Below are 14109 nucleotides of genomic sequence, written 5' to 3' on the forward strand. Positions count from 1 at the left end.
TCACCATCTATGGCCGCTAACCTTACGTGTCCGTCCTGGCCAGGGATTGACGGGATCAACTCACGCGAAGGGTTGCGCACATGGGCATTCTCACTCTCCTGCGGAATGCGTTCGGCCGCTCACGCAAGGGTCGTGACGCGGACGCGGAGACCTCGCGAGAGGCCACGTCGACCGCGACGGTCCCGGCTCCCGCCGCGGAGCCGACACTTTCTCCCGAGGCCGAGCCGGCCTCGACCGCCGCCCCGGAGGCCGAGCCGAAGATTCCGGCTCCCGCGTCCGAGCCCTCCGTCGTCGAGGAGCTGGTGTCGGCCGCCTTCGACAACGTGACGGTGCCGAAGCAGAACACGGCCTCTTCCCCGGAGGAGACCCCGACACCGGAGACGCCCCCCACCCCGGAGGCCGAACCCACACCCGAGCCCACCACCGAGGCCGAGACCGTCGCCGAGCAGGCGGAGGAGCCGGTCGCCGAGGCCGAACCGGCCGCCGAGGCTGAGGAGCCGGTCGCCGAGCCCGCCACCGAGGCGGAAGCCGTCCCGGAAGCCGAGCCCGCCGCCGAGGCCGAGGTCAAGTCGGTCGCGGAGCCCGAGGACGAGCCCGTGACCGCGGAAGAGACGGAGCCCGTCGCCGCCGTCGAGCCCGAGGCCGAGATCATCGCCGAGCCCACCGTCGAGGCCGAGGCCGAGGTCATCGCCGAACCCGTCGTCGAGCCCGAGCCCGTCGTTGAGGCCGAGCCTGCCGCGGACGCGACTCCGGTCGCCGAGGCGGAGCCCGAGCCGGTCGCCGAGACCGAGGTCGCCGCCGAGGCGGAAGCCGCGGTCGAGCCCGAGGCTGAGGCCGAGGTGCCCGTGGCCGCGCAGGTGGACGAGCCCGCGGCCGCCGACGGCGAGGAGGCCCCGCAGGCGGCACCCGCAGCCGAAGACGAGACCAGCACGGGTGGTGCGGGCGGGAACGACAACGCCGAAGGCGAAGCCGAGGCGGAAGCGGAGACCCCGGCCGAGCCGGTCGCCGAGGCTGAGGCCCCGGTCGAGGCCGAGGCCGAGGCTGAGGCCGAGGTCCCCGTGACCGTGCAGGTCGACGAGCCCGCGGCCGCCGACGGCGAGGAGGCCCCGCAGGCGGCACCCGCAGCCGAAGACGAAGCCGAGGCGGAACCCGAGCCCGAGCCCCAGCCCCAGCCCCAGCCCCAGCCCCAGCCCCAGCCCGCAGGAGACTCCGCCGTCGCGCTGAGCGAGGTCAAGGCCCAGGCTCCGGGCCTGGTCACGGCGTACCAGGAAGCGGGTACCGCGCTCCAGAAGCGGGACCTCACCGGCAAGCGCGCCAAGGTCTACCTCGTACTCGACCGCTCGTCGTCCATGCGCGCCTACTACAAGGACGGCTCCGCCCAGGCCCTCGGCGAGCAGGCCCTCGCCCTCGCCGCCCACCTGGACCCGGAGGCGACCGTCCACGTCGTCTTCTTCTCCACCGAGCTGGACGGCACCGGCACCCTCACGCTCACCGAGCACGAGAACAAGGTCGACGACCTGCACGCCGGCCTCGGCCGCATGGGCCGTACGAGCTACCACGTCGCCGTGGAGGAAGTCGTCACCCACCACCAGCGGTCGGGCGCCGGCGACCCCGCCCTGGTGATCTTCCAGGCGGACGGCGCCCCGGACGCCAAGACCCCCGCCACCCAGTCCCTCACGGACGCGGCGGAGAACCACCCGGGCGTCTTCTTCTCGTTCGTGGCCTTCGGCGAGCACGACAACAAGGCCTTCGACTACCTGCGCAAGCTGAAGACCGGGAACACGGCCTTCTTCCACGCGGGCCCGGCCCCGCGCGAGCTGACGGACGTCGAGGTCTACGACGGCGTCCTGGAGAACTGGCGCCCGTAACCCGTACGCCCGCGTACACCGCACCACCGGGCCGCCCCCTTCCCACGCCTTAAAACGGGAAGCGGGCGGCCCACCCATGTCGGCTACGATTTCAAGGTTCACCGGCGACGACCCGCCCACCGGAAATCCGAGGCGATCGTCGCCCCACGCAGCGACCTGGGAGCAGCCCGCGATGGCTCGACACCTCATCACCAGCGCCCTTCCGTACATCAACGGGATCAAGCACCTGGGCAACATGGTGGGGTCCATGCTCCCGGCGGACGTGTACTCCCGGTACCTCCGCCAGCGCGGCCACGACGTCCTGTACATCTGCGCGACGGACGAGCACGGCACCCCCGCCGAGCTGGCGGCCAAGGAGCGCGGCCTGCCGGTCGACGAGTTCTGCGCGCAGGCGCACGACGCGCAGAAGGCCGTGTACGACGGCTTCGAGCTGGCCTTCGACTACTTCGGCCGCAGCTCCAGCCCGGAGAACCGCGACATCACGCAGCACTTCGCGCGCCGCCTGAACGAGAACGGCTTCATCGAGGAGCGCGCGATCCGTCAGGTGTACTCGCCCACCGACGGCCGTTTCCTGCCGGACCGCTATGTGGAGGGCACCTGCCCGCACTGCGGTTACGACAAGGCCCGCGGCGACCAGTGCGAGAACTGCACGCGTGTCCTCGACCCCACGGACCTGATCGACCCGCGTTCGGCGATCTCCGGCTCGACGGACCTGGAGGTCCGCGAGACGAAGCACCTGTTCCTCCTCCAGTCGAAGCTCCAGCACGAGGTCGAGGAGTGGGTGGCCCGGCACGAGTCCGAGTGGCCGCAGCTCGCCTCCTCCATCGCCCGCAAGTGGCTGACCGAGGGCCTGCACGACCGCGCGATCACCCGTGACCTGGACTGGGGCGTCCCGGTCCCGGCCGACACCTGGCCGGAGCTGGCCGCCGAGGGCAAGGTCTTCTACGTCTGGTTCGACGCCCCGATCGAGTACATCGGCGCGACGAAGGAGTGGTCCGACCAGGACACGGAGAACCGTGACTGGAAGTCCTGGTGGTACGACGCGGACTCCGGCGAGAACCCGGTCCGCTACACGCAGTTCATGGCGAAGGACAACGTGCCCTTCCACACCGTGATGTTCCCGGCCACCGAGCTGGGCGTGCGCGAGCCGTGGAAGAAGGTCGACTACGTCAAGGCCTTCAACTGGCTGACGTACTACGGCGGGAAGTTCTCCACGTCCCAGAAGCGCGGTGTCTTCACGGACCACGCGCTGGACATCCTGCCCGCCGACTACTGGCGCTACTTCCTCATCGCCAACGCCCCCGAGTCGGACGACTCGTCGTTCACCTGGGAGCACTTCACGGCCACGGTCAACAAGGACCTGGCCGACACCCTCGGCAACTTCGTCAACCGCGTCCTGTCCTTCTCCAAGAAGCGCTTCGGCGAGGAGGTCCCGGCGGGTTCGGAGGCCGGCGAGGCCGAGACGAAGCTGGGCGTGGAGATCGCGGGCCTGCTCGCGGAGTACGAGACCCAGATGGAGGCCCTCCAGTACCGCAAGGCGGCCGCCGCGCTGCGCGCCCTGTGGTCCGCGGGCAACTCCTACCTGGAGGAGAAGGCCCCCTGGCTGGAGATCAAGACCAGCCCCGAGGGCGCCGCGCTGACGCTCCGTACGGCGATGAACCTGATCCACCTGTACTCGGTGGTCTCGGAACCCTTCATCCCGGCGTCCGCCCGCGCGATGCGCTCCGCCTTCGCCCTCGCGGACGACACGGCGACCTGGGTGAGCGCCGACGAGGCCCGCGCCCTGTCCTTCCTGCCCGCCGGAACCCCCTTCACCGTTCCCCCGGTCCTCTTCGCCAAGATCACGGACGAGGACCTGGAGTCGTACAAGGAGCGCTTCGGCGGCGCACCCGAGTAACAGCGGCCGCTCGACAGGAGCCCGGGAACGAACGGTTCCCGGGCTCTTCGCTTGCCGGAAACCGCGCTCACCTGCGACGACATCCCGACCTCACGATCCGTGCAACCGTCACCTCCTGCCACCATCCGCACGCTTGCGCGAGGGCGGGGGTCCTCGTGGGGAGGGACAGTTCACGTGGGCGGGCACGCCCCGAGACGGAGCGGCACGGCCGCCCTCGACTCCACACCCGGGATCGCTCTGGCGGCCGGCACCATCACCCTGTTCGCCGCCACCCCGGACGGCGCCGGCAGCGCGCACGCCGCCCCTGCGGCCGGTACGGCCGGAGCGACGGAGATCCTGCTGCACGATCCGCGCAGCGAGGCTCCCCGCTCCGACCGGCTGGTCCACGTCCGCCAAGGTGGTCCTCTTCGGCGACGCGAACGGCGACCGCCGCAACGACGTGCTCGTCCGGCTGAGCAGCGGGGCCCTGCGCCTGTACAGGCCGGGCTGCAACGCGGCCGTCAAACCGACGACGACGTACACGACGCTCGCGACGAGCGGCTGGACTCAGTACGACGTCCTGACCTCGCCCGGCGACGTGAGCGGCGACGGCAGGGCCGACCTGGTCTCCCGGGACACCAGCGGCAATCCGTACCGCAACAGCGGGGACGGCAGGGGATCGTTCGGCTCGCGCACGAGGATCGCCACCGGCTGGGGCGGATACCGGTCGATCTCCTGAAGCTCCTCACCTCCGGAAAGGGGCACGGACGACACGTCCCGTGCCCCCTTTCCGCGTCTTCGGGGCCCTGCCCGCCGAGGCCGCCGCCCCGGCGCCCGGGACCGGCCGGACACCACGGAAGACCAGGTGAGAGCCCGGTGAAGACCCGGCAAAGAGCCGGGAAAGCAACCCTCTGCCCGATGCCGCCGATCCGTAATGGACCCCGGCGCCACAAGGCCCTCGGTCACCCGTATGGTTTCCGCCATGGCAGTCCCCGAGGTCATTCCGATCGCCTACGAACCGAAGCACCGCACCGAGACCATCGGCCGGTACGCGGACGGTCAGTTCCTGGCGTCGATCACGTACGCCTTCCCTGAAGGGTTCCGTCCCGACGACGGCTGGGAAGAGCACAAACGTCTGTACGTGGTGCTCCACACCTTCGATGCCGAGGGCCGCTACCGCGACTCGGAGGTCTGGTGCGCCGGCACCTGGGCCGAACAGCAGCGAGCCGTCCAGGGCGAATACTCGGTGCTGTCACGCGCCCGCGTCCACCTGGCGAAACTGCTCCGCAGTCTGCCCCGGCGCTCGTACACGGACATCGCGATACGGCCGTTCCAGCTCACCGTCGACGGCGTCCGGTTCGGCCTCGTGACGGGCGTGGACGAGGGCGAGGCCTGGGCCGAGCTGTACCCGGACGGCCTCGGATTCTCCGAACCGTGGGACGGCACGTACGACACCTGAGCGGATCCTCCTTTCCGACGTGACCCTGACAAGCGCCCCCGGCCGTTAGCATCGGGTCCCTTGAGTCACGAGGGGCTGGGGGGCACGAGTGCGGATGCGGGTGCGGGGAAACAGGTGGCTGCTGGCGGGCGCGGCACTGACCGCGTGGGGGATCACCGCCTGCGCCGGGACGGGCGGGGGAACGCCCGGCTCCCCGGCGGCGAGCAGTTCACCCGGCGGCGCCTCGACCGCGTCCACCGCGCCGGGACCACCGCTCTCCGCCCAGGCCCTGAAGTCCATAGCCCTCACCGATGACGACGTCGCGGGCAGCAACGGCGTCTCGGCGGACGAGCGTCTGCCCGACGACGCGGCGAGCACCTTCCCACCGGTCTCGGCCGCCTCCTGCGAGAAGCTGCTCGACGCGCTCGACGCCTCCGACGCATCGGCTGTCGTGGACCAGGTCTTCAACTGGAAGGGCAGCATCTGGGCCGGCGTCAGCACTCTGGCCTCCTACGAAGGCACGGAATCGGAGCAGGTCCTCACCCGTGTCCGTACGTCACTGCCGGCCTGCCACGACTACACAGGCGTCGGCTTCATGGGGAAGTACACCGCTCACGCCGAGCCGGAGGAGATCCCCCGTCTCGGCGACGAGTCGATCGCCTTCCGGATCACCGTCCCGGTGAAGCAGGATCCCGGCCTGCGCAGCGGCCGTCGGGTCTCCGTGCGGAACGAGCAGCACATCCTGGTGAGAGTCGGCGCTGTCACCGCACACTTCACGATGCTGGACATGGACCACGAGGACCACTTCCCCCTGGCCCTCGTCCGCGAGGAAGTCACCCGCATGGCCAAGGCCCAGCACGCCTGACCACTGGTGTTCCGGGCCCTCGCCCGTCAGGGGGCGAGGGCCCGGAACCCGTTGTGCTCCGGGCCGCCGGCTGCCGAGAGGTCAGGACGCCGAGGCCGACGCGCTCGGCTGGGTGTCCGTGCTGTCGTGGGTCTCGTCCGGGGCGACGCCCATCGTCAGGTCGGCGTGGACGCCCTTGGCAATGTTCTTCTTGTCGTACTTGAGGTACAGCAAGCCACCCTCATGGCCGTTCTGGGGGTAGATCGTGTCCTCGGTGAGGGTGGTGCGGGTGGCGGTGTTCGTGGAGTACGGGGACACCTCGGCCGACGCCAGGACCGACTTCTCGTCGAAGAAGAACTGGCCGGTGTGGCAGGTGTGGCCGCCCTCGTAGCCCGCGTCGGTCCAGGTGCCGTCGACGTGGACCTTCGTGTGGATGTGGACGGCTCGGCCCTGGTACCAGCCCGGGAAGACCGTCTTGAAGGTGACGTAGCCGTGCTTGTCGGTCTTCCAGGTGCCCCGGAGGTAGCGCTCGTCGTCGGTCGGCTCCGAGTGGCCGCCGCCGGTGCCGCCGGAGGGAGCACCCGACGGGGGCTCACCTGTGGGCGTGCCCGAGGGAGCGTCGGAGGGCGCGTCGGAGGGGGATCCGGAGGGCGGGGTCCCACCGCCACCGCCACCGCCGCTGCCCATCGCCTCGTAACCGGAGTAGATGCCCAGTGCGGTGCAGTGCCAGATGTCGACCGCCGCGTTCTTCACCGGCTTGCAGGTGTCCGCGTCGATCACCTTGAGCTTGAGGGTCAGGGGGATGCCCTCTTCGTCCTCGGTGATGTCCTGGCGGATCTTGTCCGCGTCGATGTAGTAAGGGCCTTCGGTGGTCTCGGAGGTGAGCTTGTAGCAGAGCTCGGAGGCGGTGGCGCTCGCCGAGGCGGTCGCACCCTTCCCCTTCGTCTCCCCGGCGAAGGCGCCGGCGGCGACCGTCCCGCCCACACCGACAGCGACGACCGCACCGGCACCGGCGACGACGACCTTACGACGCGTCAAATCGCGTTTGTGCTTGGGTCCTTGCTCGTTCTCATGGCTGTTCTCGGCGTTTCCCGTCATGGGCAGGGACGCTAGGAGGCGGGCCTGTCAGGGACGTGAGAAAGGCCTATGGAATCCCATGCGCACGCAAAAGAGCGTCGCGGGAAAGCCCTGTTTCCAGGCCTTTCCAGTAAACATAAAGCAAGGCTTGCCTTACTTTATTTAGATCAGTGCGGAGGAGGAGCAAAACCTGTCCGCGAGCGAGCTCGATGCACGAGTTGCCGTCAGCGCCGCCGGAGACGACCCAGAGCCTGCGGGCGGACCTGTGGGGCGGCCCCTCTGGATTCCTATGGGGCTCCGGTGAGGTTTCCAGGAGGGTCCGGTCCCCGGCCGTGAAGGGCGGGGACCGGAGACCGCCGGTCCGTCAGTCCGTCAGTCCGTCAGCTCGCCGAAGCCGATGGCGACGCCGACGCACTCGTCTGGGGCGGCGCGCCCTGGCCGTCCTCCGTCGCTCCCGGGTCGACGCCGACCGTGAGCGACGCATGGACGCCCTTGGTGATGTCCCGCTTGTCGTAGTGCAGCCTGAGCAGGCCGCCCTGGGTACCGCTCTGGTCGTAGATCGTGTCCTCGGTGAGCGTGGTGCGCTCGGCGGCGTTGGCGGAGTACGGCTCCACCACCGCCGAGGCCAGGACGGACTCCTCGTCGAAGAAGAACTGGCCGGTGTGGCACGTGTGCCCGCCCTCGTAACCGGCGTCGGTCCACTCGCCGTCCACGTGCACCTTGGTGTGGATATGAACGCAGCGGCCCCGGTACCAGCCCGGGAAGACCGTCTTGAAGGAGACATGGCCGTGCCGGTCCGTACGCCAGGTGCCGCGCAGGTAGCGTGTGTCGTCCGTCGGCTCCTGGTGGCCGCCGCCCGGCATACCGGTCGGGGGCGCACCCGTGGGCGCACCGGTCGGCGGCTCGCCGGTGGGAGCGGGGCCGCCACCGCCGCCGTTGCCCTGGTTCTCGTAGCCGGAGTAGACGCCTGCGGCGTCGCAGTGCCAGATGTCGACGGCCGCGTTCCGGATCGGCCTGCAGGTCTCGGAGTCGATCACCTTGAGGCTGAGGAGCAGGGGGATGCCTTCGCGGTCCTCTCTGACGTCCCGGCGGATCTTGTCGGCGTCGATGTAGTACGGGCCCTCGACCGCCTCCGACGTCAGTCGGTAGCAGGCCTCGGCGCTCTCCCCGGCCGCCGGTTCTCTGTCCTGCGCGACCGCGTTCGCCGCGAAGGCGCTGCCGCCGAGGCCGGCCACCGCGAGCGCACCCGCGCCGACGACCACGACCTTGCGGCGCGTCAGTTCACCGCTTTCCTGGGGCACTTGGGGGACCTGAGGTTCCTGGTGCTGTCCATTCACTGTCATGCGCCCGGAAGTTAGGCAAGAAGGCTGTCAGCAGGCTGAGAAAACAGCGGTCTTTGCTGCGGGCACGCTAAAGGGACCTGAAATCGACGTCGACTTCAAGTCCCTTTGCGATCAGGCCAGTTGAAAGGCTTGCCTTACCTCGGCCGCGGCCACTTCGGCCGTGACCACCTCGGTATCGGCTACTTCGGCTGCGGCTTGCGCACCGTGAGGTGCAGTTCGCGCAGACGGGTCTCGTCCAGCTCCGTGGGCGCGCCCATCATCAGGTCCTGCGCGTTGCCGTTGAGCGGGAACGCGATCGTCTCGCGGATGTTCGGCTCGTCCGCGAGCAGCATGACGATGCGGTCGACGCCCGGGGCGATCCCGCCGTGCGGCGGGGCGCCGAAGCGGAAGGCGCGCAGCATGCCGGCGAACTGCTCCTCGACGGTCTCCCGGTCGTAGCCGGCGATCTCGAAGGCCTTGAGCATGATCTCGGGCTCGTGGTTACGGATCGCGCCGGAGGACAGCTCCACGCCGTTGCAGACGATGTCGTACTGCCAGCCGAGGATGTCCAGCGGGTCCTGGGTCTCCAGGGCCTCCAGACCACCCTGCGGCATGGAGAACGGGTTGTGCGAGAAGTCGATCTTCCCGGTGTCCTCGTCCTTCTCGTACATCGGGAAGTCGACGATCCAGCAGAAGCGGAAGACGTTCTCCTCGAAGTTGCCCGAGCGCTTCGCGGCCTCGACCCGCACCGCGCCCATGATCTTCGAGACCTCGTCGAACTCGCCCGCGCCGAAGAACACCGCGTGACCGGCGGCCAGGGAGAGGCGCTTGGTCAGCTCGGCGACGTTGTCCTCGGTGAGGAACTTGGCGATCGGGCCGGTCAGCGAGCCGTCCTCGCCCACGCGCACCCAGGCCAGGCCCTTCGCGCCCTGCTCGACCGCGTAGTCACCGAGGCCGTCGAAGAACTTCCGCGACTGACCGGCGACGTCCGGCACCGCGAGGGCGCGCACGTGCTTGCCCGCGAAGGCCTTGAACTCGGAGCCCTCGAAGATGTCGGTGATGTCGGTGAGCTCCAGCTGAGCCCGCAGGTCCGGCTTGTCGGAGCCGTACTTCAGCATCGACTCGCGGAACGGGATGCGCGGGAAGGGCGAGGTGACGTGACGGTCACCGCCGAACTCCTCGAACAGCTCCGTCATGAGCTTCTCGATCGGCTGGAACACGTCCTCCTGCTCGACGAAGGACATCTCCACGTCGAGCTGGTAGAACTCGCCCGGCGAACGGTCCGCGCGGGCGTCCTCGTCGCGGAAGCAGGGCGCGATCTGGAAGTACCGGTCGAAGCCGGAGATCATCAGCAGCTGCTTGAACTGCTGCGGCGCCTGCGGAAGCGCGTAGAACTTGCCGGGGTTCAGCCGGGAGGGCACCACGAAGTCGCGCGCGCCCTCGGGGGAGGTGGCGCTGAGGATCGGGGTCGCCATCTCGTTGAAGCCCAGCGCCGTCATCTTGTGACGGATCGCGGAGATCACGGCCGTACGCAGCAGGATGTTGCGGTGCATGCGCTCGCGGCGCAGGTCGAGGAAGCGGTACTCCAGGCGGCGCTCCTCGTTCACACCGTCCTCGGCGTTGATCGTGAACGGCAGCGGGGCGGCGGCGCCGAGCAGCTCGACCTCGCTCACCTCGACCTCGACCTCGCCGGTCGGCAGCTCCGGGTTCACGTTCTCCGTGCCGCGCGAGACGACCTTGCCGTCGACGCGGACGGTCGACTCCTTCGAGACCTTGTCGAGGGCCTCGTAGGCGGGGGTGCCGGGGCGGGCGACGAGCTGCGTGATGCCGTAGTGGTCGCGCAGATCGATGAAGAGGATGCCACCCAGGTCTCGGCGATTGTGCAGCCAGCCGCTCAGCCGGACGTCGGTGCCGACGTCAGAGGCGCGGAGCTCGCCGCAGGTGTGGGACCTGTACCGATGCATCGTCGTTTCATCCAGTCTTCGCGGATTGAGGGCGTGTTTCACGTGAAACACCCCCAGGGTACCGGGCAGCCCAGGACCGCCTCCCCATCATTAACCGCTCCGCCACGGCTCGGCGCCCTGGGACGGCATCGGTGGCAGGCACCGATCACCTGTTCCTACAGTGGGCGCATGCGCACTGGTGAGCCCCTGCCCGCCGTGGGGGACGTCCTGTCCACACTCGCCACCGGCGTGTGGCGCTGGGACAACGCCTCGGGACTCGTCACCTTCGACGCGGAGGCCGCACGGCTGATCGGCGTGCCCGCGGAGCTGACGACCCTCACCGAGGCGGGTGCGCGCTCGCATGTCCACCCCGTCGACTGGAACGAGATGGACGGGGTGGTGCACCTCGCGGTGGCCGAGGGAACGCTCGCCGAGGCCCAGATGCGGATCATGGACGAGCACGGCCGGGTGCTCCGCACGGTCCGCAGCCGCTCCAAGCCGCTCGTCGACCCCGAGACCGGGCAGTACGAGCTGATCGGCACCCTCCAGGAGGTCAGCGAGCAGCCCCCGGACGCCGCCGCGCGCACCCCTGTCATCGGGGACTGGCGCCGCTCGCGGGAGGCCTTCCTGCTGGACGCCGGACGGGCGCTGGCCGAGGCCCGGTCCACGGCGGAGGTGCTGCGGGTGGCGGCGGGACTGTCGATGCCCGGATTCTCCCCGGACGGACTCGCCGTCTTCGGCGCGGAGGGCGAGCGGCTGACGATCATCGGCCACCACGGGCACCAGCCGGGCGACGAGGGCCCCTTCTCCCACATGTCGCTGGCCACGGACTATCCGGCCGCCGAGGTCGTCCGTACGGGCCGTGCGGTCTACCTCTCCTCGCCCGACGAGTACAAGGACCGCTACCCGGCGTCCTGGCCCCTCGCCCAGCACTTCGGCCGGCAGTCCTGGGCGTTCCTGCCGCTCACGGTCGCCGGCAGCACCATGGGCGCGTGGATGGCGGCCTTCACCTACCCCGTCACCTTCACTCCCGACGAACGCTCGGTCCTGACGACCGTCGCCCGCATGCTCGCGCAGGCCCTCTCGCGCGCCGGAGCCGCCGAGACCGCGCGGGAGCTGACCGACGGCCTCCAGCGCTCGATGATGCCGACGCTCGGCCCGCGGATGCCGGGCATGAGCGTCGCCGCGCGCTATGTCCCGACCGGCGGCGGCCTCCAGGTCGGCGGCGACTGGTACGACGTGATCCCGCTGCCGGCCGGCCGCTACGCCCTGGTCATCGGCGATGTGCAGGGCCACGACGTCCGCGCCGCGGGCCTGATGGGCCAGCTCCGGATAGCCCTGCGCGCCTATGCCGCCGAGGGCCACCGCCCCGACGCGGTGCTGTCACGGGCGGCGCGTTTCCTCTACGGGGTCACCGACTCGGTGACCTACGGGTCGAGCGGCGGCGCCGACGCGGACGAGGAACCGGCGGACCCCGCCGATGTGCGCTTCGCGACCTGTCTGTACGTCGAGGTCGACCCGGCGACCGGGACGCTGGACATCGCGCGCGCCGGGCATCCCGATCCCGCGATACGGATGGCGGACGGAACCGTGCTGATGCGGCCCACGGCGGGCGGGCTGCCGCTCGGCATCGACCCGGACGCCGACTACCCGACCACCCGGCTCGTCCTGGAGCCGGGCGAGACCATGCTGATCTGCACCGACGGGCTCATCGAGACCGGCGGCCACGACCTCGACACCGGCTGGCGCCGGATCCGCCGGACGCTCGAATCCCACGACGGCGACATGGAGGGCCTCGCCGACGCGCTCGTCCAGGCCGTGCACGGGCCCTCCTCCCACCACACCACCGGTCCGCTGGCCGACCGGCGCGAGGACGACATAGCGGTGCTGCTGCTGTCCCGGCTGCCCCTGGAGGGTGCCGGCGACGACACGGCGCCACCCGTACGGCCGCTGCTGCGCCGCACGATGCTGACCGTGGCGCAGGCCGAGCCCGAGCGGATCGCGGACGCCCGTCAGCAGCTGCGGGAGCTCCTGCACGACTGGGCCTCCGCCGACCAGCTCGACTCCGCGGTCCTGCTCGTCTCCGAGATGGTCACCAACGTCCTCGTGCACACCGACGTGGACGCGCTGCTCGTCGCCGAGGTGACGGGCGAGCCGGGCAAGCGGCGGATACGGGCCGAGGTCACCGATGGCAGCGACGCCCTGCCGCACCGGCGCCATCCCGGGGAGCTGGCGTCGTCCGGACGGGGACTGGTGCTCGTCGAGATGCTCGCGGACGCGTGGGGGGTGGACCCGCGGGGCCAGGGCAAGAGCATCTGGTTCGAGTTCTCCGAGGCGGCGGACACGGATTCCGGCGAGTCCGCGGCTTCGGACGACTCCGCGCCGCTGGGAGCGTGGGACGCGTTCGCCGAGGCGACGGACGCCACCGGACCGACGGGCGCGCGCCCCACAGAGGCCCGGGGCTCCTCGGGCGGCTACCGGTCCGCCGAGGCCCACGAGTCCGCCGGCTGCGAATCCGCCGGGTCCCAGGAATCCGTCGGCGGCTACGAATCCGCGGACGGTCCCGGCGCTCCCGGTACTCCGGGGAATCCGGGGAATCCGGGGAATCCTGGTGTGCCCGGTCCTTCCGAACCCTCCGGCCCGGGCGGCGGCCCGTCCGGTCCTTCCGGCTCGTAGCGCACGCGGAGTTCGTGCAGGACGCCGAAGGCCGCCGCCGTCAGGGGGACGGCGAGCAGCATGCCGAGGACGCCCGCCACGGAGGCGCCCGCAGTGATCGCGAGCAGCACCACCGCCGGGTGCATCTGCACCTGCCGGCTCTGGATCATCGGCTGGAGGCCGTATCCCTCCAGCATCTGGATCGCGAGCACGAGCCCGAGCGTCCACAGGGCGATGACGAACCCCCGGTCGGCGAGCGCGACCAGGACGGCCACCGCGCCGGAGAGGAACGCGCCGAGATACGGGATGTACGCCCCCACGAAGACCAGCGCGCCGAGTCCGACGGCGCCCGGGACGCGCAGGACCAGGAGTCCGACGGTGATGCAGAGGGCGTCGATGAGCGCGATGATCGTCGTCCCGCGCATGAAGCCCTCGACGGCCGCGTAGGCGCGCCGGGCCATGGCCTCGACGACGTCGGCGGTCCCCCGGGGCGCGAGCGACCGCAGTGATCCGGCCACCTTGTGCGAGTCGCGCAGGAAGAAGAACACGAGCAGCAGGGCGAGGAAACACATGGCGAGGGTCTCGGCCACGACGCTGACGCCGCTGACGACGTTGGACGCGGCCGTGCCGCCGAACTTGGCCAGCAGGTCCTTGGAGTTGGCGGCGATGTCGTCGAGCGAGGTGCCCGCCGCGCCGAAGTGCTCGGCGACGGAACGCGAGGCCTGCCGGAGCGAGGACACGATCTGGGCGCCGGTGTGGAAGAGCGCGGCGACGACGACGTAGACGGCGCCCCCGACCACGACGGCCACCGCGACGCAGGTCAGGGCGGCGGCGAGCGAGCGGTTGATCCGCGCCCTGACCATCCGCCGGTACAGCGGTCCGAGCAGCGCGGTCCCGAGCAGCGCGAGCAGCACCGGCACCACCGCCGTCCGGAACTCCCCGCACAGCAGGATCCCCACCCATCCGACCCCGGCGGCCAGCAGGATCACGGCACACCAGGCCGCCAACCGCCGGGCACCCTCGGGGAGTAGCTGCACCCTGCCAGCTGACCATGCGTCAGCCGGGCCGGCGCCCCGGGAAGTCCGA

Annotated in this window: 9 protein-coding genes and 1 pseudogene; 6 read left to right on the plus strand and 4 right to left on the minus strand. The window is 70.6% G+C overall.

Annotated elements, in window-relative coordinates; genetic code table 11:
- Positions 1-80 precede the first annotated feature (80 nt).
- The 5 genes from OG780_RS20760 to OG780_RS20780 all read left to right on the plus strand — a co-directional run bounded on the left by OG780_RS20760 (position 81) and on the right by OG780_RS20780 (position 6047).
- Positions 81-1868 carry a VWA domain-containing protein gene (locus tag OG780_RS20760; protein ID WP_328450333.1) on the plus strand — a complete coding sequence of 596 codons (1788 nt, stop codon included), beginning with the start codon at positions 81-83 and terminating at the stop codon, positions 1866-1868.
- A 172-nt stretch (positions 1869-2040) separates the two neighbouring features.
- Complete coding sequence (metG, locus tag OG780_RS20765) at positions 2041-3765, plus strand: methionine--tRNA ligase (RefSeq protein ID WP_328450335.1); 1725 nt, start codon at positions 2041-2043, stop codon at positions 3763-3765.
- Between the two features lie 397 nt (positions 3766-4162).
- The gene (locus OG780_RS20770) at positions 4163-4483 is read left to right on the plus strand and encodes an FG-GAP repeat domain-containing protein (RefSeq protein WP_328450337.1); all 321 of its coding nucleotides are present in this window, start codon (positions 4163-4165) and stop codon (positions 4481-4483) included.
- Between the two features lie 243 nt (positions 4484-4726).
- Positions 4727-5203, plus strand: a complete 477-nt coding sequence (locus OG780_RS20775; protein WP_328450339.1) for a hypothetical protein — start codon at positions 4727-4729, stop codon at positions 5201-5203.
- Positions 5204-5297: 94 nt separating this feature from the next.
- Positions 5298-6047, plus strand: coding sequence for a hypothetical protein (locus tag OG780_RS20780; RefSeq protein ID WP_328450341.1), 750 nt, complete (start codon positions 5298-5300; stop codon positions 6045-6047).
- 81 nt (positions 6048-6128) lie between these two features.
- Here the strand turns inward: OG780_RS20780 and OG780_RS20785 are convergent, their stop codons facing one another.
- The 3 genes from OG780_RS20785 to aspS all read right to left on the minus strand — a co-directional run bounded on the left by OG780_RS20785 (position 6129) and on the right by aspS (position 10389).
- A complete protein-coding gene (locus OG780_RS20785; RefSeq protein WP_328450343.1) occupies positions 6129-7124 on the minus strand; it encodes an intradiol ring-cleavage dioxygenase in 996 nt (331 codons plus the stop codon).
- A gap of 359 nt (positions 7125-7483) precedes the next feature.
- Positions 7484-8446: an intradiol ring-cleavage dioxygenase gene (locus OG780_RS20790; RefSeq protein ID WP_328450345.1), complete on the minus strand. Its 963-nt coding sequence runs from the start codon at positions 8444-8446 to the stop codon at positions 7484-7486.
- A 179-nt stretch (positions 8447-8625) separates the two neighbouring features.
- On the minus strand, positions 8626-10389 hold the full coding sequence (aspS, locus tag OG780_RS20795) for an aspartate--tRNA ligase (protein WP_328450347.1): 1764 nt from the start codon (positions 10387-10389) through the stop codon (positions 8626-8628).
- 168 nt (positions 10390-10557) lie between these two features.
- On the opposite strand from aspS, the gene OG780_RS20800 reads away from it, so the two are divergent.
- The gene (locus OG780_RS20800; RefSeq protein WP_328450349.1) at positions 10558-13044 is read left to right on the plus strand and encodes a SpoIIE family protein phosphatase; all 2487 of its coding nucleotides are present in this window, start codon (positions 10558-10560) and stop codon (positions 13042-13044) included.
- Here the strand turns inward: OG780_RS20800 and OG780_RS20805 are convergent.
- Positions 12996-14060: pseudogene (locus tag OG780_RS20805) on the minus strand (AI-2E family transporter); the annotation flags it as partial. The gene OG780_RS20800 and the pseudogene OG780_RS20805 sit on opposite strands and share 49 nt — an antisense overlap.
- Between the last annotated feature and the right edge of the window lie 49 nt (positions 14061-14109).

The sequence above is a fragment of the Streptomyces sp. NBC_00386 genome (genome assembly GCF_036063235.1).
Taxonomy (GTDB): Bacteria; Actinomycetota; Actinomycetes; order Streptomycetales; family Streptomycetaceae; genus Streptomyces.

Coding starts and splice junctions, on each gene's coding strand:
- OG780_RS20760 (WP_328450333.1), top strand. CDS start 81: ATGGGCATTCTCACTCTCCTGCGGAATGCGTTCGGCCGCTCACGCAAG.
- metG (WP_328450335.1), top strand. CDS start 2,041: ATGGCTCGACACCTCATCACCAGCGCCCTTCCGTACATCAACGGGATC.
- OG780_RS20775 (WP_328450339.1), top strand. CDS start 4,727: ATGGCAGTCCCCGAGGTCATTCCGATCGCCTACGAACCGAAGCACCGC.
- OG780_RS20780 (WP_328450341.1), top strand. CDS start 5,298: ATGCGGGTGCGGGGAAACAGGTGGCTGCTGGCGGGCGCGGCACTGACC.
- OG780_RS20785 (WP_328450343.1), bottom strand. CDS start 7,124: ATGACGGGAAACGCCGAGAACAGCCATGAGAACGAGCAAGGACCCAAG.
- OG780_RS20790 (WP_328450345.1), bottom strand. CDS start 8,446: ATGACAGTGAATGGACAGCACCAGGAACCTCAGGTCCCCCAAGTGCCC.
- aspS (WP_328450347.1), bottom strand. CDS start 10,389: ATGCATCGGTACAGGTCCCACACCTGCGGCGAGCTCCGCGCCTCTGAC.
- OG780_RS20800 (WP_328450349.1), top strand. CDS start 10,558: ATGCGCACTGGTGAGCCCCTGCCCGCCGTGGGGGACGTCCTGTCCACA.